At 34.4% G+C, this 20,893-nt stretch carries 20 protein-coding genes; 2 read left to right on the plus strand and 18 right to left on the minus strand.

Features of this window, described 5'->3' with window-relative positions; all coding sequences use genetic code 11:
* Window positions 1-92: 92 nt before the first annotated feature.
* The 17 genes from SPD48_RS18430 to SPD48_RS18510 all read right to left on the minus strand — a co-directional run bounded on the left by SPD48_RS18430 (window position 93) and on the right by SPD48_RS18510 (window position 16,383).
* Entirely contained in the window at window positions 93-1,178 is a 1,086-nt protein-coding gene (locus SPD48_RS18430) for a sensor histidine kinase (RefSeq protein ID WP_336259608.1), read from the minus strand.
* Complete coding sequence (locus SPD48_RS18435; RefSeq protein ID WP_336259609.1) at window positions 1,171-1,857, minus strand: response regulator transcription factor; 687 nt, start codon at window positions 1,855-1,857, stop codon at window positions 1,171-1,173. The genes SPD48_RS18430 and SPD48_RS18435 overlap by 8 nt, the downstream gene beginning before the upstream one ends.
* 13 nt (window positions 1,858-1,870) lie before the next feature.
* Window positions 1,871-2,464, minus strand: coding sequence for a TlpA family protein disulfide reductase (locus tag SPD48_RS18440; protein WP_336259610.1), 594 nt, complete (start codon window positions 2,462-2,464; stop codon window positions 1,871-1,873).
* Between the two features lie 16 nt (window positions 2,465-2,480).
* Window positions 2,481-3,239, minus strand: coding sequence for a cytochrome c biogenesis CcdA family protein (locus SPD48_RS18445; protein ID WP_336259611.1), 759 nt, complete (start codon window positions 3,237-3,239; stop codon window positions 2,481-2,483).
* A 784-nt stretch (window positions 3,240-4,023) separates the two neighbouring features.
* On the minus strand, window positions 4,024-5,388 hold the full coding sequence (locus SPD48_RS18450) for a hypothetical protein (protein ID WP_336259612.1): 1,365 nt from the start codon (window positions 5,386-5,388) through the stop codon (window positions 4,024-4,026).
* A 201-nt stretch (window positions 5,389-5,589) separates the two neighbouring features.
* A complete protein-coding gene (locus SPD48_RS18455; protein WP_336259613.1) occupies window positions 5,590-6,870 on the minus strand; it encodes a TRAP transporter large permease in 1,281 nt (426 codons plus the stop codon).
* 3 nt (window positions 6,871-6,873) lie between these two features.
* Window positions 6,874-7,452 (minus strand): TRAP transporter small permease, encoded by a 579-nt coding sequence (locus SPD48_RS18460; RefSeq protein ID WP_336259614.1) that lies wholly within the window; start codon window positions 7,450-7,452, stop codon window positions 6,874-6,876.
* Window positions 7,453-7,463: 11 nt separating this feature from the next.
* Window positions 7,464-8,477, minus strand: coding sequence for a TRAP transporter substrate-binding protein (locus tag SPD48_RS18465; RefSeq protein ID WP_336259615.1), 1,014 nt, complete (start codon window positions 8,475-8,477; stop codon window positions 7,464-7,466).
* 108 nt (window positions 8,478-8,585) lie between these two features.
* Window positions 8,586-9,614 carry a LacI family DNA-binding transcriptional regulator gene (locus SPD48_RS18470; RefSeq protein WP_336259616.1) on the minus strand — a complete coding sequence of 343 codons (1,029 nt, stop codon included), beginning with the start codon at window positions 9,612-9,614 and terminating at the stop codon, window positions 8,586-8,588.
* A 428-nt stretch (window positions 9,615-10,042) separates the two neighbouring features.
* Window positions 10,043-11,668, minus strand: a complete 1,626-nt coding sequence (locus tag SPD48_RS18475) for a mechanosensitive ion channel (RefSeq protein WP_336259617.1) — start codon at window positions 11,666-11,668, stop codon at window positions 10,043-10,045.
* 141 nt (window positions 11,669-11,809) lie between these two features.
* The gene (locus tag SPD48_RS18480; protein WP_336259618.1) at window positions 11,810-13,030 is read right to left on the minus strand and encodes a DUF418 domain-containing protein; all 1,221 of its coding nucleotides are present in this window, start codon (window positions 13,028-13,030) and stop codon (window positions 11,810-11,812) included.
* Window positions 13,031-13,176: 146 nt separating this feature from the next.
* A complete protein-coding gene (locus SPD48_RS18485) occupies window positions 13,177-13,317 on the minus strand; it encodes a hypothetical protein (protein WP_336259619.1) in 141 nt (46 codons plus the stop codon).
* 280 nt (window positions 13,318-13,597) lie between these two features.
* Window positions 13,598-13,852, minus strand: coding sequence for a hypothetical protein (locus tag SPD48_RS18490; RefSeq protein ID WP_336259620.1), 255 nt, complete (start codon window positions 13,850-13,852; stop codon window positions 13,598-13,600).
* A gap of 66 nt (window positions 13,853-13,918) precedes the next feature.
* Entirely contained in the window at window positions 13,919-14,116 is a 198-nt protein-coding gene (locus SPD48_RS18495; protein ID WP_336259621.1) for a hypothetical protein, read from the minus strand.
* Window positions 14,117-14,287: 171 nt separating this feature from the next.
* Entirely contained in the window at window positions 14,288-14,932 is a 645-nt protein-coding gene (locus SPD48_RS18500; RefSeq protein WP_336259622.1) for a hypothetical protein, read from the minus strand.
* A gap of 255 nt (window positions 14,933-15,187) precedes the next feature.
* Window positions 15,188-15,925, minus strand: coding sequence for a MerR family transcriptional regulator (locus tag SPD48_RS18505; protein ID WP_336259623.1), 738 nt, complete (start codon window positions 15,923-15,925; stop codon window positions 15,188-15,190).
* 131 nt (window positions 15,926-16,056) lie between these two features.
* A complete protein-coding gene (locus SPD48_RS18510) occupies window positions 16,057-16,383 on the minus strand; it encodes a hypothetical protein (RefSeq protein WP_336259624.1) in 327 nt (108 codons plus the stop codon).
* A gap of 216 nt (window positions 16,384-16,599) precedes the next feature.
* Here SPD48_RS18510 and SPD48_RS18515 point away from each other — a divergent pair, with 216 nt between their 5' ends.
* Together SPD48_RS18515 and SPD48_RS18520 are read left to right on the plus strand one after the other, a co-directional pair.
* On the plus strand, window positions 16,600-17,043 hold the full coding sequence (locus tag SPD48_RS18515) for a MarR family winged helix-turn-helix transcriptional regulator (RefSeq protein WP_336259625.1): 444 nt from the start codon (window positions 16,600-16,602) through the stop codon (window positions 17,041-17,043).
* 7 nt (window positions 17,044-17,050) lie between these two features.
* Window positions 17,051-18,661 carry an MDR family MFS transporter gene (locus tag SPD48_RS18520; protein ID WP_336259626.1) on the plus strand — a complete coding sequence of 537 codons (1,611 nt, stop codon included), beginning with the start codon at window positions 17,051-17,053 and terminating at the stop codon, window positions 18,659-18,661.
* A 206-nt stretch (window positions 18,662-18,867) separates the two neighbouring features.
* On the opposite strand, the gene SPD48_RS18525 is transcribed toward SPD48_RS18520, so the two are convergent.
* Window positions 18,868-19,887: an LLM class flavin-dependent oxidoreductase gene (locus SPD48_RS18525; RefSeq protein ID WP_442962176.1), complete on the minus strand. Its 1,020-nt coding sequence runs from the start codon at window positions 19,885-19,887 to the stop codon at window positions 18,868-18,870.
* Between the last annotated feature and the right edge of the window lie 1,006 nt (window positions 19,888-20,893).

The following is a 20,893-nucleotide window of genomic DNA, read 5'->3' on the forward strand; positions in this document are numbered from 1 at the left end:
TAATAATAGACATATTGCGCATAAGCACAATATGCCTATTCATTACTTGTTGATAATTAACCTTTTCCTGTGCTTGAATTACGCAATAGGTTCTAACAGTCTTCAATAGGAAATATTAAAGTGAAGGTGTTTCTCCCATCTTTAGACTGAACTTCAATTTCCCCATCATAATTTGCGATTAATTCCTTCACTATAGCAAGTCCTAATCCCGCACCTCCAGTTTTTCTATTTCGTGACAGGTCGACTCGATAAAATCGGTCAAAGAGATACTGTTGAGCCTCTTTTTCTATTGCTTGACCCGGATTAGACACTGAAACGCGATAAGATAGCTTCTTTTTCTCTCCGTGAATGCATATAGGTCCTTCTCCTTCAAAATATCTTATTGCATTATCGATCAGATTATTTAATATTTGAAACATATTTTCAGGATGAATGGACACGGCTGCTTCTTCTACATCTATAAGTATTTTTATATTTTCTTGCTTTATTTTCCAATCAAATGCCTTTACAGATTCTTCTATTACTGTTTTCAATTGAATATTTTCTTTTAACCGGGACTTCGATGTTGCATTGTTCCCATCATTTAAAAGTCTCATTTGCTCTATGAGTACTGTTAATTGCTTGGCTTGACCATGAAGTGCTTCAAACAATTCCCGGCTCGGTGTTACATCTCCAAATGTCAATGCATGAAGATAACCTGTTAAATTAGAAATCGGGGTTCTTAATTCATGAGATATATCTGCAATTAGTTTTGTGCGGTATTGTTCATTTTGTTTTAATTGATTGGTCAGTTCATTATAATTAACGATCAATTGACCAATTTCATCTTTATATATTTCGGGGAGCGGTTTAGGATACGTTCCCCGTTTCAGAGTTTTCGTTGATTCAATCAAATTCTTAATAGGTTTAAACAGTCTTTTAGTAAAGTAAAAGTGAACAACACTACTTATAAGTACAGCAATGGCCGCATAAAGTAACACATATTTGAACAATGTCTTATTGAAATATTGTTGGCCTGAAAGAGAAGTATCATACATACCATTGACCAAAAAACATGCTGTATGATAAATCGACCACCCACTTACTAAGATTGCTCCAACAATAATAAAAATATTTAATAGTGTTAATTTCCATAAAAAACTTTTAGGTACGATAATAGATTGTAAAATTTTACTCATGAACAAATTTATACCCCATTCCTCTTATTGTCATAATTCGTTTAGGATTAGAGGGAACTTCTTCAATCTTTTCACGTAATTTTTTAATATGGGCATCAACGGTTCGATCTAATATATCCTTTTCATTATAAGGGTACAGTTCATTTACCAGTTGTTCACGGGTGAATACGGTATAAGGATTGGACATAAACAAATATAATAATTCAAACTCATGTTTCGTTAAATGAATCGATTTATCATAAAGTAGAACCTCTCTTTTTCTGACCATAATACATAATCCATCGTAAGTGATCTTTTGGCAAAACCTACCTGTTCGTCGCAATACTGCTTCTACATTGGCAATCAGTTCGTCCGGATTAAACGGTTTAGTAAGATAAATATCTGCCCCCATACGCAATCCGCTGATTTTATCCCCTATTTGAGATTTAGCAGACAACATAATAATCGACACTTCTTTATTATTCAGTTCTTCCCTTAACCATTGACAGAATTCTTCTCCACTGACTTTTGGTAGCATGAGATCTAAAATAATCATACAAGGATGGTGCTTTAGAAAAAGTTGCTTTGCCATTTCTCCATCCCTTGCTTCTATGACAACATATTTGTTTTTTTCTAAATAAATACGAATTAATTTTCGTATCATTTCATCATCTTCCACAACCAGAACTGTTTCTTCCAATTTAGACACCTACTTAGTCCATTTTATCAAACTCTTGAACCATCAAATCATAATTTAAAGGACCGATCGCAATATTATGTATTTTCCCCTCTGAATTAATTAAGTAAGAAGTTGGTAATGCCTGTGCTTTATATATATTACTTACCACTGTATCGGTATCTGATAAAACTGTAAAGGTAATCCCATATTCATCCAAAAATGTATTTATATTTTTTAAACTATTTTCTGTTTCGGTTAAATTTACCGCTAACACGACACCGTCTTCATATGTTTCATGAAACTTTTGCATATCAGGCATTTCCGCACGACAAGGAGGACACCAGGTTGCCCAAAAATTCAATAATATTTTTTTTCCGTAGAAATCTGACAATTTAACTGTTTCTCCATCCATTGTCTCTAACTCAAAAGCAGGTGCTATATTTCCTTTTTCAAGACCAGTCTGCGGCCTTGATTCAGTGGTTTCACTTTCTACTTCTTTTGTTTCTTCATTAATATCATCATTTATCTCTACAATTTCCGCCTGTTTTTCACCATTTTTTATCGTAAAGTCATAAATTGCCCAACCAAATAATCCGATAATAACTGTGATAATTATCCACTTTTTCATTTTTACTCTCTCCCTCTTAACCAAGTTTTGATAACCAAGTACCTTCTACCAAATCTAATAAAAACTCTGTAACACGAGATAGTTGACCGGAAAACAATACAATCCCCATACCAATCATCAGGATACCGCCAACTTTCATAATTACATTGCTTTTTCTTACAATCCACTTTGTCGACCCAAGGAAAAAGGTTAATAATAAAAAAGGAATTGCAAAGCCGATTACATACATGATTGTATAGAAAATACCTTGACTCGGATTACTTGCTGCTAAAAGTAAAATGGATCCAAATATTGGTCCTATACATGGTGTCCACCCGGCAGCGAAGCCTGTTCCCACAAAAAACGTACCAAGATAACTAACATTTGATTTCTTGTATTGCATTCTTTTTTCTTTCATTAAAAAAGTAATATTTAACCATCCAGCTACAAAGAGGCCCATCACAATAATAAAGATCCCGGCTATCCGCTGAATCAATAATCCCGCGTCTCCAAACAACAATTTTTGAATAAATTGACCTAAGAATGATGCTCCAATCCCTAAGCTTATAAATACAAGCGAAACACCTAATAAAAAAAAGAACGAGTGAGTCAATAATCTGCCGCGAATCTTAGTACTCCTCGTTCCCTGCAATTCCTTTACACTAATCCCTGTAATATAGGATAAATAAGCCGGGAAAATTGGCAAAACACAGGGAGATAAAAAGGACAATGCTCCTGCCCCTAAAGCTAATAAAACCCCTAGTAACATAAATGTTTCTGTTTCAATCCCACCCATATTTTAAACCCCTTTCTTTTTATTGAATGCACATGTATGAAACTGACTCAAATACAATTCATACTGAATCATATGAAAAATCATCCAATAATTTGTCCGTCATCAATTGAATTATAGCGATGAATTATGAAAGTTTGATGAAAGTGAACTGATGTTAAAGTCATATGAATGAATCAGACGCAACTCGCATGAAAACAGTCCATCTTGGATTGGGATTTTGAAATTAACTCCAGGAAGAGAAAGTAGGGGGTTTACATACAAATAAATTGTGAGGAACTTAGTTGTTTTTCAAATAATAAAAGGGCCAAGAAAATTCTTGACCCCTACTGATTTTTTACAAATACTATTACTAAACTTTCGTACCAATGAAATTGGTTCAAAAGCTTAGAAACTCTTAATTTTAACATGTCTATCATAACTCACTTAATTCTAAAGCCTTTTTAATAGTTTATAACATGAGTCAATTCCATAATCGATTACTAACCGAACAACAAGCAAAAGTATAATGTTATCGTTCGCTTTTACATCCTATAAAATTTTGGCTGGAACGGCAGGTGGTCGACTCCTGCAGGAGGAGTGGCCTAGATAAGACCCCGCAAGGCATTAGCCTGAGGAGGCTTATCAGCCGCCCGCGGTAAAGGAGACACAGAGAAAGCAAGTGCTAGTGTTGCTTGAACTGATGTCGCTCTTATGCCTGTGGTGAAAGCGACCACCTAGAGTGAAAGCCTTTTACTCAAGCAATATAGTTCGGTTTTGAAGCGCTATATTGATTTATGAAATTGATTCACATTAATAAATATGCTAATATCGTTCCAAGGGAACCACATATTAACGTGAAAGCGATATTATCAAAAGTAATTCGATATGGATTTTGTTCTGTATTAAACGATGTTATTGTAACTAATAACCCATACGTACTCACAGCAAAAGTAGATACAGAACTTATGATTAAGATAAGTGCTAAACTAATTGGTTCAATAATTTCCATAAGTGGTACCATTAGACCACTTAGAATTCCAATTGAAGCAATCGAATGCACCCCAAATAAACTCATCATCAAGATAAATAACTGAATAGCAATCATAAGTAATAATGGTGAATCAGAAAATTTCATAATAAACCCATGAATAAACGTAGATGCATCCGAATCTGTAATTGCACTACTAAATAAAGCCAATGAGACAAATAGGACGATAAAATTATGCATACCGTTTGTACTGTTTTTCCATGCATTCCATCCGACAACAGTAAATCTACGTAAACGTTTAATTGCAATTGCCCATAAAAATGTGAATGGAAGAATAAGCAAAGTGATTGTCATAATAAAATCGATCTTATCAAAATATCCTGCAACCACAATGATTACTAAAAATAGTACCAATGCACCGATAAGTCCACTAATTTTTTTGAAATCTTTTTTCGTGAATGTACGTGCCTTTCCGCCTTCACGATATGGGTATTTTTTATATCTAATTTTACCTATCAAGTTATCGATTATGAAAATCAAGACAACGACTAATAGTAACCAAGGTAACACTTGAATATATTTTACACCGGTAACGAAAACTCCTACAGCTACAAGGATTTCCAGTGGGCTCCATAATAGTGCCATTGTATAACTACGGACAGAAGCCATATTAATAAATTGATTTCTAAGCCGTTTAGGAACGGTTTTTAAATTCGATTTAATAATACTTTGTGAAATGGTAATCGCAGGTAGATTTAAAAAGGTTGCTAAAGAAAAAGTTGCCAAAGAGCTACGATTATATAATGTACCCAATTCTTTTGTATTCACTTTCATTATCTTACTTAACAAAGAATCATAGCGACCACTTCGAACCACACTATTCATCCAAGGCAACATCATAAAAAGAGTTAATAATGGGAAATTATTTTTCAATACATAAATCGTATCTGCAAATGAAACCGATGTCGTTAAATAAAAAAACGTACCGATCGATACAAATACGATACCCAAAACTTTGAAAACTACTGTAGCTTTCACAAATGCAAAAAGGAACATAATAATTGCACAAATAGATAAGAGTAAATTAATAAATGGTAATTCTAAAAAGACATTCACTAAATTAATAATTAAAACTGCTGCATAAAATATATAAATATGTTTATAAATCGATGAACTCTTCATGATTCACTCCTCGAGAAATATATTTTGCCGATTACAATGTGTGAACCACTTCCTGTAATATGTATTTATTCAACAGCCTTGTACTCGCATACAATGCATTTTAACAAATTTTACCGATCGCTTCACATAATTTGTTTTGAAGCATAAAAAGCGTGAACTCCTTAAAAGTTAAAAGTCCTTTTAAGAAGTTCACTAAAATTATTATTTACCTATTAAGTCCGGTAAGAATAAAGAAATTTGCGGCACGTAAGCAACGAGTAGTAGGACCAATATCATTGCGCCATAAAAAGGCAACATTCCCTTAGCCGCTTTCTCTATCGGTATTTTTCCTATTGCTGCCCCGACAAATAGTACTGAACCAACCGGTGGTGTAGCAAGACCGATTCCTAAACATAAAATGAGCAATACACCAAAATGAACTGGATCCATTCCAATGCTCGTGGCAACCGGTAATAAAATTGGTGTTGTAATTAAAATTAACGGGGCCATATCCATTACCATACCGAGCAAGAGTAAAATAATTACCATCATCAAAATTATGATATATGGATTAGATGAAATATTTATCAGCGTATCGGAAACCATGGCAGGTACTTTTAGTAAAGCTAATAGCCAACCGAATGCAGAAGATGCTGCGATTAAGAATAACACCATCGCTAAAGTCTTAAAGGAGCGGTGTAAAATAACACCCATTCGTGAGATCGGAATATCACGATATACAAAAAACGTAATAATAAATGCATATAATGTACCGATTGCAGCCGATTCAGTAGCTGTAAAAATTCCGGAAAGTATTCCGCCCATAATAATAACAATCGTAAATAGTCCGAGCAGACCTTCTCTTAAAATTTTTGGTATTTCCTCTTTTTTAATCGGATCACCTTTTGGATAATTCTTTTTCACTGCAATCGCATATGTTAAAATCATGATGATTAAGCCAAGTAATAAACCTGGTCCTAAACCACCCATGAAGAGAGCTCCTACTGAAACCCCACCTGCTGCAGTCGAATAAATAATCATATTATGGCTCGGTGGAATCATTACCCCTTGAATAGAACTGGAAATGGTTACGGAAACAGAATAATCAGCATCGTATTTTTGCTTTTTCATCATTGGAATTAAAACAGATCCTAAAGATGACGTATCAGCTAAAGCTGAACCTGAAATCCCACCAAAAAATGTACTTGCTAATACGTTAACCATCGCCAAGCCACCACGTATTTTTCCAATAATGACATTAGCAAAATTAATTAAACGATTTGAAATTCCACCTTCATTCATTATCTCTCCCGCTATAATGAAAAATGGGATTGCTAAAAGTGAAAATGAATTCACTCCACCAACCATTCGCTGAACAAGTGCGGAAATATCAATACCCATATATAGGCCTGTTAGCACTGAAGAAATGATTAACGTTAACGCAATCGGCACCCTGAAAATTAATAACAGTATAAAGCTACCAAGTAAAATTAATATTTCCACTGTTTAGTGTCCCTCCGTATCCTCAAGACTTGCATGCAGTCCTTTTTCAAAAAATAAATTTATAGCATAGATAAATAGAAAAAATCCAGAAACAGGTATTGCTGCGTAAAGGACACTTGAAGGTAACCCTGTACCTGGCATTGTTGAGCTGCCCATTAACATAGTAAACCGTAATCCGTAATAAAGCATTGCGATACTAAGACCTAAAATTAGTATTTTTGAAAACACATCAAACACAGTCTGTAATTTTTCCGATAGTCGATCAATAACAAGTCCTAATGCAATATGAAGTCTTTCTCTAAAACCATAAGCGATTCCTAGAAATGCAACCCAGACAAACAATAGCTTGGACACTTCTTCTGACCATGAGGGAGTATAGTTAAATATCTGCCTTGAAAAAACTTGAACTATAATAATAACTACCATAGCTCCAAGCATCGTAAGTGCAGTTACAAGCAGTATCTTGTTTAGAAAATCATTAATTGACTTAAGAGCATTCATGTTTACCCCTCTTTCTTCATATAAAATGGAGGCTTCACCAAAACTAGTCTGGTGAAAGCCTTCCTCAAAATTACAAGTCAAAAAGCCCTCGATTATTCAGTTAACTTTTCAATCCACTCTTTATAGTCTTCGCCAAACTTATCATAAACCGGTTGGACTGCCTCTCTCCATGCTTCAATATCTTCTGCTTCGCTGAATTCACTACCAGCTTCCAGAACTTTTTCTTCTGATTCTTTCGTTAAATCAGCCCATGCTTGACGCTGAACTTCAACTGATTCTAAAGCAGCTTCTTTAAATAATTCTTTATCTTCATCGCTTAATTTATCCCAAACACTTTGGGACATAATTACAACTTCAGGAGTTCCAGTATAACCAGTAGATGTTAAATGCTGTGCAACTTCATAATGGTTAGACGTATAGTAACTTGGCATATTGTTTTCTGCCCCATCAATAACTCCAGTTTGAATTGCTGAATAAACTTCACCATATTCCATTGGTGTTGCTGATGCACCTAATGCCTCAACAACTGCAATTGCTAATTCAGATTGTTGGACACGGATTTTTAATCCTTTCATATCTTCCGGTTTTGTCACGGGACGAACGGAATTATAGAAATAGCGTTCACCTGAATCATAATATGCAAGTCCAACAATATTGCTTCCGTCTAAAGTATCTAATAACTCTCTTCCTACTTCACCGTTTAACTTTTCCCATTTTTTCTCTTCGTCATCGAATAAGAATGGCATGGATAATACACCGATCTCATCAGAAAACTGTGTCATTGGTGATACATTTACTCGAGCTAAATCGATTGATCCAAGCTGTACTTGTTCAATAACACTTTTTTCATCACCAAGTTGTCCACCAGCATAAACATCAATTTTATATCTTCCATCTGTTTTCTCTTCTACTAGTCGTGCAAACTCAAGATCTCCAACTGTTGTCGGATAATCATCCGGCTGGTTTTCAGCTAATCTTAATGTAATTGTTTCACCGCTTGATTCCTCTCCGTCTTTAGCCGTTTCCCCGCTATCCTTTCCCCCACCACAGGCAAAAAGAACCATGGCAAGTGCCATAACCATGAATAATGTAAGTAATTTTCTCATTCTGATTCTCCTACTTTCTATAATTATGTCTTTATTCTTCTAATATTTTTCCTAAACTCTTACCAGCTATACCAATAAATAACGAAAATAAATACCTGTAAGCCCTTACTATAAAGTTACAATATTGTTTCTTTCAGTCGATGACTTACGAATGATTAACTCAGGATCGTAACGGATAATTCTATCGCCTTGAATAGGTTGTTTATTAATTTTAGCTAAAAGAATCTCAGCTGCTTTCTTTCCCATTTCAAAGGTAGGTTGCTTCAATGTTGTAAGTGACGGTTTAAAAAATGATGCGTACGCAACTTCATCAATAGTTACAATGCCTAGATCCTTCCCAACCTTCATGTCATTCTCCTTTAAATAAGTCAAAATCTCTACAAGTGTTAAGTCATTACCTGAAAAAATAGCGTCAGGGGGAGTATCTAATCGAAATAATTCATCTAATTCCCGGTACATCTTCGGAAAAGGTGCACTGCGAATTAGTTCTTCTCTGATGGGTAGCGAATGATTTTGAAGTGTCTTTTTATACCCCTTTACTCTCTCTGCTCTAGGGGCAACACCTTTAACCGGCGGTGTTAAAATCGCTATATGCTCATAGCCATTTTCAATTAAGTGAGCGATAGCAAGCTCTGAAGCCAATTCATTATCTAAAATAATTGACTCGGTATTCACTAGTTCGATAATTCTATCCATAAAAACGAGCGGATAATCTTGCTGTAATAACTCATTATATTTATCCGTATTTTCTTCCATCGGTATCACAATTAACCCATCCACTTGTTTTGAAAGAAGTGTTTGGATATAATATAGTTCTTTCTCCGGTTCATTGTCTGCATTACAAATAATCGTCGAAATTCCTTGTGCATGACAGATGTTCTCAATCGATCTGATTACTTGTGTAGAAAATGAATGAAGAATATTCGCCACAATGACACCAATTGTTGAAGATGTTTTCGTTTTTAAACTTCGTGCAATCACATTCGGCTGATAATTTAACTCCTTAATTACCTCTGCAATTCGCTTTTTTGTCTCATTCCCCATATAATCATATCGGCCATTCAAGTATTGCGAAACTGTACTTTTTGAAACTCTGGCTTTTGTTGCAACTTGATGAATTGTAACCCTTTTCTTCAATAGCAATCACCTACTAAAAAATAAGCCAATTCTAAACCGATCTACTAAACCGGTTTACTAAATCGGTTCAGTTAAATAATACTACATCCCTTTCTAAAAAACAATAGAAAAATATGTCTTATTTAAAACTTTTTAAAAATGAAAACGTTATTAAGTTATACTAATATTTAATAGTATGTATTAATTAGTGATTATGCTATTTTTCACCAATTGCTTTTGTTAATATTTACAATCGAAATTATTAATAAAATACAAACGTTGTTAAAAGTCACTATTGAACTCTCCAAAAGAGAAATCTATGACGCTATATGTAATTTGTTATACAAAAAGCGACCCATCTCTAAAAAAAGACGAATCGCTAATACACTGTTTTTTCGTTGGGGAAGTCTTCTACTCCCCTTTTTCCTTTATTCCTTTATATCGTTTAATTAAAAATATTTGTCTGTATCTCTTTCAGGATTATTAATAGAATGATTTGTCGAATCGTTTCCTCCAGCCGGGTTACGCGGGGCTTTTGACTTATCTACATTCGTTTGATCAATCGTTCGATCTAATTTTGTCAAATAATTACTTGCAAATTCTTTTCCTCCAAGACCAAATGATAAGCCAAACGCTAATGCTAACCCACCAAGTATGAGAATAAACGCTGAATTAACAATTGTTGCAGCAACTCCAAGCTGATCGAGTGCCATAAAAATAGCAAGTGCAATTATCGAGTACTTTGCAACTGATGCTAAAATTTTAAAACTTGGTCCAGTTAAAATATTAGATAATACGTTAGAAACGATGTTCGCCACAATAAGTCCTAGACCAAGTATTATTACTGCCGCCAACACCATTGGTAAATAGGCTGTAATTGCTGTTAGCATAGATACAAGGAAACCAAGTTTTATTAATCTTAAGGCTTCAATCGTAAGGAAAAATACTACTAGTACTTGAGCAATGTATCCAACAAGATCCGACAATGCCATACTTCCAGTACCAGGTCTCCAATTTCCAATTTCCATATTACGTGTAATAGAATCAAACCCGACTCTTTTTAGTAAACTAGATACGATTTGTCGGATCCATTTCCCAAGCCATATACCAAACAGAATCAGGATCACTGCGACTATAATATTTGGAATCATTAACATGATGTCATTTAACATTGAGATTGCCGGAGCAGTGACAGCATGTAGCTGCAGTTGATCAAGCGCTGATATAACGATTGGAATCATTATCAGCACAAATACAATGGTACCGATAATAGAAGATATCGACCTATCATCGAGCATTTTCTCGAAACCTAGTCGCCCAGCCAGTCTTTCTGTGCCAACTGTTTTTAAAAGCCCTGTTACTAAATCTCGAATTATTTTAGCGACAACCCAACCAATAAAGAGAATGAGTGCTGCAGCCAATGCCTTAGGAATGAACGCTAAAATACTGTTTATCATCCCTCCGAATGGTTCAGCCACTCCACCTATATTTAATGCCGACAAAACACCAGGGATAAATAGTAACATAATAAGATAAAACACAATATTTCCAGCAGTTTGAGTAAGTTTTTTAACTTCTGTTTCACTTTCTGCAACATTTATTCTTTCCATCGCTCTGCTAATACGAGGATTTTGTCCAACTTTTTCAACAGCTAGTCGTAACACACTAGCAATTACAAAAGCCAATAACAGAATAAGCGCAGCTTTCAAAATAGCAGGAATAAAATCAAGAATGGTTCCAAACATCGCCATGAATGGAGAAGCTACACCACCAAGATTTAATAAGTGGAAAAAGATCATAAACACAAATACAAGTAAAATATAGTAAACAATTTTTCCAATTATTTCATTGGTATCCACCTGCTTTTTTCCGCTTCTGTTCTCAGATGGTTTTTCATTTAAATGCCGTCTTCTTAATAATTTGTTGTCCCAGTTAGTTTTTCTTAATAATTTTTCTACTGCTTTTCCAATAGACTTTGCTATAATCCATCCTAGCAGTAATACAAGTAAAGCTAATAAAAAATTAGGTGTTTTGGCTAAATAAAATGATGCCCAATCAGTAAATTCATATCTCATATATACAATTCCTCCTTAACCTAGTTACTTGGTTTTTACCCTGATCAGAAATTAAGTAAACAAATAAGTCGAAAAATGTATTTTATTATGAGATTTTTTAACCGATTGGATAGTTAAGAAATGAAGCTAAAATATATTTATCTAGTATCGAAATGGAGATACTTTTTTATATGTTACAACTCTCCATACCCATTCTAAGGGTCCATAGCGGAAATATTTAATCCATATATTGCTAATAATTAATTGAATGAAAAAGATTGCAAATGAAATAAACAACCCCATAAACGGGTTTACTTTTCCATACAAACCTAATCCATAATTATAAAATATAGTCGTTGCTATAATCGATTGAAGTACATAATTAGTAAATGCATTTCTGCCGACGGCTGCAAACGGAACAAGTATTTTTTGTGCCCAAGAAAATTTTATTATAAAGACGATACTGATAACATAAAACATCATTAAAAAAGGTGCTCCTATAAGCAGGAATACATCATTATCGAATATTCCAAATAAAATATTGGTTGGAAGACCAATTAGTAAACTGATTGCCCATAATCTTTTAAGGGATGCATTAAATTTTTTCGGATGATGCAGAAGTTTTCTTTTCGCAAAATATGCTCCTAAAAGAAACATACTGAAATAAGGTATAGTAGAAAACAAGTATAGGATTGGATTTAACGTTAACATACCATTCATTGACATATAGTACATCCTGTCATGGATTCTTTGTTTCGAAATTTCTAGAAATGACCCTTCACTATATGTCTGTATAGCCTGGTCAGCATTTTGTTTACTTTCCAGTTTCATCTCTGCCTGCCATTCTGCCATTTCTCCCGATTCTTCTGTAGGAACAGCAGTCGCTAAAACTAGCGGAATCGCAAATAAAAAATAAAGTGAAATAGCCCATATAAGAATTGTTTTGGGACGACGTTTTATAAAAAATAATAAAACCAATCCTAGCAATGCATAATCAGTTAAAATATCTCCATCCCAAATAAAAAACGCATGAATTGTACCAAAGAAAAGTAAAGCTATTAATCTTCTAAAAATAATAGGCCCAAACTTTTGATCTTTTTCTTTAGCACGCTCCCACATAATTACCATCCCGAAACCGAATAAAAAAGAAAACATCGTAATAAATTTCATTTGCACAAATATGTTTAATATATTAACTGTGATATTATCGATCATACTCCAATTTTGTGTAAAGAAATTATCCGGTCCAATCATATGTAAGTATAAATCCGGGTAACTAAAATGAGCCATATTCACTAATAAAATCCCAAATATCGCTATACCCCTGATCACATCAATATGAAAAAGTCTGTCTTTCTCTTGAATTGTATCTAATTCTCTCATTAACCATCAGTCCAATCCGCTTTTATGGAAATTATAACCATCCAGCACTCTTACAACTATCGAATATCCTTTCATCAATCTTACAAGAACCTTACAATCATATTCTTAATGTTTTTAAGACTAATAATACGGGAAAATCCATAAATCTAAGACATGGACACTCCACATGTTTCCTTTTTCCTCACCCTCTTTGTAGAGCCAAAAATGGCACCGGCTGTACTTCCAAATGTCATTCCTAAAGGTATGATACTGTCGATTAAAACTTTAGCATCTCTTGATTTATTCATCCCTATTGTTCCTTTCTATGTTAGTTATTAGATAAGAAAACTGATATACTTTCAAATGCTGTCAAACCTTTTCCACATACATTCTCAGGAATATTCACTAGTATGGAGAAGTAACGAAAGTTATTTAGGCTCTATCTCTACTCATCCTTTAAGTCGCTCATATCATTTGTCTACCCACCATACCAGTTTCATTATTCACTTGCACTTTTATTACAAATATTTTTGTATTTAAAATAATAATAAACTTTTAGTGAAAAACTCAAAATCTATAATAATAACGTTACGGAGACAATTTTTCTAAAGGAATATGACTGTCATAGTATCTAGCAATCTTTAAGCTATCTGCCGTCTTTACGACAGTCATTTGTCCATTCATATCAACCTCGTCAACTGTAATTCCTTTCATATCTTTAAATTCAATCGTAAACCGATGGTTAAAATTGATAGTGTCTTCTTCCGCCCCACCATACTTTTCTATTTCAATTTGTTTTACAGAAATAGTCTCGTTTTGCTTATTAGCTGCATCTTGCGGCATAATTAATACTCTCTCCGTCTCTAACTGTTCAAATTCGTCGCTTGTTAAATATTTCGTATATTTCTTCTAGACTTTCTGGATTAACTCAGGGCTATTTAAGGCGTTGCTAGGATCATCAATGGAATACAGATCTTGAATAAATGCTTCACCAAGTTCTTTCGCTGGCTGCTCATCAATCCCTGCATCTTCAGTTTTATGATTACAGGCAATGAAACTAATACTGATTATCAACGTGTAGCAAAATAAGATTAATTTCTTTTGCATAGATGAGCCCTCCTATCATACCCTTGTAAATATATGGTAGAAAATCAACCATTTCTTTTCCATACTTTCTATATATACAGCAAAAAGAACCCCTTAAACTTCATCTCTGAAGTAAGGGGAATAAATCGTGCCAGCATATCCAAACTTTCTCGAAACATCTGAATTTAACTATCAATCTTTCTTCTCACTCGGAAAAATTGTGTATGACCAATTAATGATTGTATCGATTAGATAGATTAACGACCAAATTTGTACAATATTCGTTATCAATTCATTTGTAAATGGTCGCGGTTCTATTAATTCATCCTTATACCAGTCTAAGTTTGTTAAAAAGTAATATAAAGAATGCTGTTCATTTCCGTAATATTGCCAAAATATTAAGATAGCAATTGCAAACACAATAGTATGTAGATAAAACCATAACCTAGTTCTTTTAGCGATCACTTTAGGATCTTTTAAGTGAGCCATTATTTGTCTCTCTTTGTCTGTTAAGAGATCGATTCCTTTCCACTTTCCAATTTTATCTTTTACGTAACGATCCATTTTCTTAAAATCACTAATTCCGAATGTTCCAGCATACACAATAAAAATAACGATTACGATCTGAAAAGTTGTAAATTCTCCTGTATGTTTATAAACAACGAAAGCAAGTAAAGCCTCTAATATAATTGCTGCAATGAATAATCCTAAAAAAGCATAACTTACTCGAATGTTTGTGAAAAGATAACGGACAACTACAAATAGAAATAAAAATAGTAAAGAACTTATTTCTAATGTAATGAAAATGGCCCAATGATTATCCAATAATAATTGCATGATTTTTCTACTCCTTTCTACGAATGTCTTAACTTTTCTAAATAGACGATAAGTATAAGCAACAAGGAGATGATTATTGAGATTAACAGCCCTCAAATAATTACCATTTCATAATCAGCTTACATTCCAGTGATCAAAAAGCAATATATCGTTAATCGAAGTCCATGTCACCCACAAATTTGGTCGTATACGGTTTTCTCCTACTTATAATAAAGAGTCAACACATTCTGGTTTAATGTCATAATATTTCTATTCTCAGTTTTCCATAAAAATATCCCAAGCTTTTTCAAAAAAATCAAGCATATCCTGTTCAATTGGATAAAAACCAACTTCCCGTGATTTTTCTGGAGATTTGCGAACTTCCCATACCTTATCCAAAAAACCTTCATTATCTCCAAATGTTTCAATTGTTTTTTCATGAATTCGGCGTATAATCCGTTGTATTTCCGGTGCATCAGAACCTTTATTCATATGTTGCTTTAACTGGCCGATCAAAGCAATCCACTCTAATGTATCAGGATCATTTCGATTCATATTAGGCAGGAGATCAAGCAATTCACTGTCGTGTGAATGAAAGTATTGCTCCTTGTACAATTTTCTCTTTTCAGTATCTTGTTTATATAACTGAATTAACTTATTTACATAGACTAAATCAATTTTCCCATCTATTGTTAAGCCATTCATCAATCCTTTTAACGTACTTTCTATTTCTAATATTTTTTCCTTTTCTTTCATTATATAATTTAACTGGTTTTCTAACCCTTGTGCCCAATCCCAGTTTTCATTAGATAACATGTCATCAATCTCTTTTAAATTAAAACCCAACGTTTTTAAAAATTGAATCTCCTGTAATTTTTTTAATTCTTTTTCCCCGTATAATCGATGGCCTCCTTCTGTTTTTCCAGCAGGAGGTAATAAATTAATTTCATCATAATAGCGCAACGTTCGAACAGAAATCCCAGTCTGCTTCGTTACCTCTTTTATAGAAATCATTACGTACACCACCTAAACAACTTGTTAACTAGATTATACAAGATTACGTTACGTCACTTTCAACTATTTTTTAAATCATGCATTATCCTAAACAAAGGATTATATTATCTTACATAAAACAATATTCCCACTTAACAATTATTCCCTTTATTATTTGCTTCCAAATAAAGTCGTTCATTTCCTTCTGCTAGTAATTCAGCAGTTTCCTGCCAGTTTGCCGTACTTAATTTGCTCATTTCTTCTTTCGTCAATTTTAATGTATATCCGTAAGGAACTATTTTCCCATGTATTCCGATTCGCGCTGCATTTTCGGCGAACTCACTAGTTACCTTTTCAAAACGACTTCCTTTTAATGCATTCTGAAAATATTCACGTGCTTCGTCACTTTTAAAAACGAGAATAAATTTATCCTGTAAAAAATTCGTTTGGTGGCGGATATAAAATTTTAATTCAGCCATCTGACAAACACCTCCGTACGTATTATAGCAAATACAAATATATAGTAGCAGAAATTTAAATTTTCATACCCAATTAAGCTTTTCTGATTTCAACTTTGTTTCTTTCCTTTCAATAGAATGGAATGTTTGACAGTGATATTTATTAAGCGTATACTGTAAAATGCTTTAATCATTAAAGTATTTACTCATTAAAGTAAATAAAGGAGTATATAAAAAATGTCATCTGATCAGCAGCATCTCATAAATGATTTTGAAAAATCTTTTTGGAATTTACGCCGAAAAATGAAATATATGTGGGAAGAAATTTATGAACAAAAGTTTCCTGGTTCTCAATCACATATCCTTTATATGCTCGGGAAAAATGGTCCAAAAAAAATGTCGGAATTAGCTAATTCGCTGTATTTAACCCCAGGGGCTGTTACTACTGCCTCGGATCACCTTATATCGAATGGCTATATTGCACGCACTCGAAATGAAAAAGATCGTAGAGTAGTTCATTTAGAATTAACCCAAAAAGGAAAATCAGCGCTTAAAGATTTACAGAATGAAGGGCGTAAAAGAATTGAATTAGTATTTAAAGATGTATCTGATTCAGAGTTAAAAATGATGAACGACATCTTTAATCAAGCTATTAAAAATATAGATAATATAGGAAGGTAATTTATCAATGATTCATTTATCAGAAAAGAAAAAATTAACAATAATGATTGCTATTATGGTCGCAATCTTTTTTTCAGCAATTAACCAGACAATCATCGGTGTCGCCATGCCTCGTATCATTGCAAAGCTAGGTGGAATGGATTATTACACTTGGGTCATAACTATATATTTACTTACAATGGCTGTTGCATCGATTCTTGTTGGAAAGCTGTCGGATATATATGGTCGAAAGCCATTTATATTGGCTGGTATTAGTTTATTTACGATCGGAGCATTCTTATCAGGTCTTTCAGGAAATATATTACAGTTAATCGCCTTCCGTGGGATAACGGGTTTTGGGGCAGGGATCATTATGTCCACTGCATTTACAGCGATTGGTGACCTATATCTTCCTAGGGAACGGGCACGTTGGACTGGATTGATGAGTGGTATATTTGGTATTTCTAGTGTGCTTGGGCCTTTGATGGGCGGATACATTGTCGATCATTTAGATTGGCATTGGGTGTTTTGGGTCTTTCTTCCACTTGGAATCGTAGCCTTAATTATGATTGCTGTTCTATTTCCAAAAGTAGAACGTAGAGAAGGAGAATCTATTGATTATATTGGTTCTGCTTTTTTGACAATTACCATTGTAGCGCTATTGCTTGCATTCAGTCTCGCAGGAGATGGTCCTGGAAAATATGCTTGGACATCTTGGGAAATACTTGGATTATTTGGCTTAACAACTCTTGGTCTCATTGCCTTCATTATTACAGAAACGAAAGTAAAATCACCAGTGCTACCTCTTGCACTATTCAAAAATGACATTGTGACATTATCGAATATCGCATTATTTTTAATGAGTGCAGGTATGATGGGAGTAATGATCTATGCTCCATTTTTTATTCAGGGAGTTAAAGGTATTTCGCCAAGTGGCTCTGGATATATGATGATGCCGATGTCGATTGTAATGGTATTTGGAACGGCATTTGCTGGTCAATATATGACTAAAACAGGAAAGTATAAAGGACTAGCTCTAATTGGGCTATCTATTTCTGCAATTGGAATTTTTCTGCTTTACTTTATTAATGTCGAGACACCCGTCTATTTAATGATTATCTTTTTAAGTATTATTGGTATTGGGCTTGGGCTTTGTATGCCTGTCTTTTCGTTAACTGTACAAAATGCCGTTCCTTTGAGAGAACTAGGAGTAGCATCTGCGTCTTCGCAACTATTCAGAAACTTAGGAAATACGATTGGAGTCGGGATACTTGGCTCTATTATGGGATCAAGAATGGCTATGAGAATGACTGAGATGTTTGCCGATGAGCAATCAACTAGTCAAGTTGAACTTCCACCTGCACAAGCGGAGCAGTTCGGGGAGCTGATGAATCCTGAAATACTGTTGGATCAACCAAAACTAGACCAACTTATACAACAAATTCCTGCAGAAATGGTACCATTTGCAAATAAAATGATCGATACGGTGAAAGATGTATTCAGTGATGCAATCACTACGACATTCCTTGCGGGGGCGATTATTATGGTTATTGGGATAGTAGTTGCATCATTGATCAGAGCAATCCCGCTTGTATCCGCAAATGATCCGGAGCATCAAGCTCAAAAGTCTGAACAATAGGAGTAACTTCTTATCCAGACCTAACAGAACTTGTTGTACGCGTTGAATTAATCTTTAATTTAAATAAAGCCTAGGCACCGATATATATAGCGGCTTCCTAGGCTTTAATATTCCATAGTATTAGAGTCAAAATTTGTCATCAAATTCTATACGTAATTGTTTTTAAAATTGTTCTTTTAAATTCTCCAATAATCTAACTACCTATATTACTTCATCATCTCTCCTATAATTTCATATGATCGTAGACGTTCCTCGTGATCAAAAATAGGCGTGCTAATAATAAATTCATTCGTTTTTGTTTCATTTAAGAAACTATTAATTTTTTTCTGAACAGTTTCAGGACCACCAATAATCGTAGTTTTGGGGTCTAATGATTGTAAAACGGCATATTTCTCTTGAGGAGTCCAGATAGCTTCCATATCTTTAACAGGCGGCTGGAACTTAACGGATAATCCTCTTGTCATGTTAAGGAATTGTTGTTGTAGAGATGTTGCCAACCACTGCGCTTTTTCATCTGTATCTGCTGCAATCACATTAATCCCTAACATCGTATATGGTTCTTTTAAATATAATGAAGGCTGAAAATGTTGATGATAAATTTGTAATGCCTCCATTACATAAGCCGGAGCAAAATGACTAGCAAATGAAAATGGCAAACCTAATTCCGCTGACAACCTAGCGCTAAAACCACTTGAACCTAATAGCCAAATTGGAATGTCTAATCCTTCTCCCGGAACAGCACGAACAGGAGCGGTTGGATTAGATTCAAAGTAACTACGTAGTTCGGCTAATTGCTCTGGAAAATCTTCTCCGCCACTATGTAAGGTTCTGCGCAGTGCATAAGCTGTTTGCTGGTCCGTTCCCGGTGCACGACCAATACCTAGATCAATTCTTCCTGGATAGAGTGACTCAAGCGTTCCAAACTGTTCGGCAATAACAAGTGGCGCGTGGTTTGGTAGCATGATTCCTCCTGAGCCAACACGCATCCGTTCTGTAGCACCCGCAATATGGCCAATCAAAATAGATGTAGCCGAACTTGCAATACCCGGCATATTATGATGCTCGGCAAACCAGTAACGATTGAATCCCAGTTTTTCTACATGTTGAGCCAGACTTATACTATCTTTAAATGACTCTTGTGGATTACTTCCTTCATTTATTCCAGCCAAATCTAACACTGACAGTGGAATACCGTTAAATTTCTTTGCATATGATGTCACTGTGATACACTCCTACTATTTATATTTTGCACTTGTGGTAACCCATTCATCACAAAATGAATAGAAAGTCGCATTATCAAATTTCCAGTTCGTTTATTAAAGGAGCAACTTGTAAATAGTACTCGACTTTATACTTACTAATAGAAAGTTGTCAATTATTCACTTACTTTATTAAAATCTTAATTCGATATTTTACGACTCTCATTATATTCTTTCGTTGTATAGCGATAATTCATTGCTTCTCAAAACTTGTTCTTTATTTATTGTCTCATGAATATGTTTCTTGATTCCCCTCTAGCTGTAAAATAATTTATCTGTTATCTCTATTTTAACAATAAGGCTTGTACAAGTATTGCTAATTGCTTAGATTATCAGCCATAAAGTTATAGTTAAGTCAAGATACTTTCAAATCCATTTTTCTAAATTAATTAATTTCTGGCATGCTAACAAAGTTTTTTTGCTTTGAATATAAATTTCTCAACTTTCACAGCGTAATATAAATAAATAGCCTTGGTAGTATTAGGCGTTTAGAGATTCATTTCCTTAATGGACTTTCAAGTTACTGGTTACTTTAAAAACTCCAACTATACTTCAAGAATTTTTTCAACGTCGCATTTGTTATAAACTGTGCATTAATTGCATCAGTTTTATTCATTTCCTGAAGCCGCTTCGGAAAAACACTTCGCTTTCACCACGGCATAAGAGCGACATCAGTTCAAGCTACGCTAGCAAGTATTAAATAGAAAGATAGTCGGCTCCTAAATTCAGTCAACAGTTACCATCCAAGCGGAGGAAATATGTGAAGACTCCTATGGGAGGAAAGGCCTCGGTGAGACTACGAAGTGCGTAGCACGAAGGGAGGCCGGGCAGCCGCCCATGGAAAGCGAAACATATTTCCGCAGCGGTTAATCAATTCATATTTTAATTGCTGCGCAATTTACGTTTTTTGTGCATAACAACTTTATCTGATAAGGTTGTCAAAATAAGAATTGGAAGCATAATCTAGTTTTCC

This window comes from Pseudogracilibacillus sp. SE30717A, assembly GCF_037071985.1.
Classification (GTDB): domain Bacteria; phylum Bacillota; class Bacilli; order Bacillales; family Amphibacillaceae; genus Pseudogracilibacillus.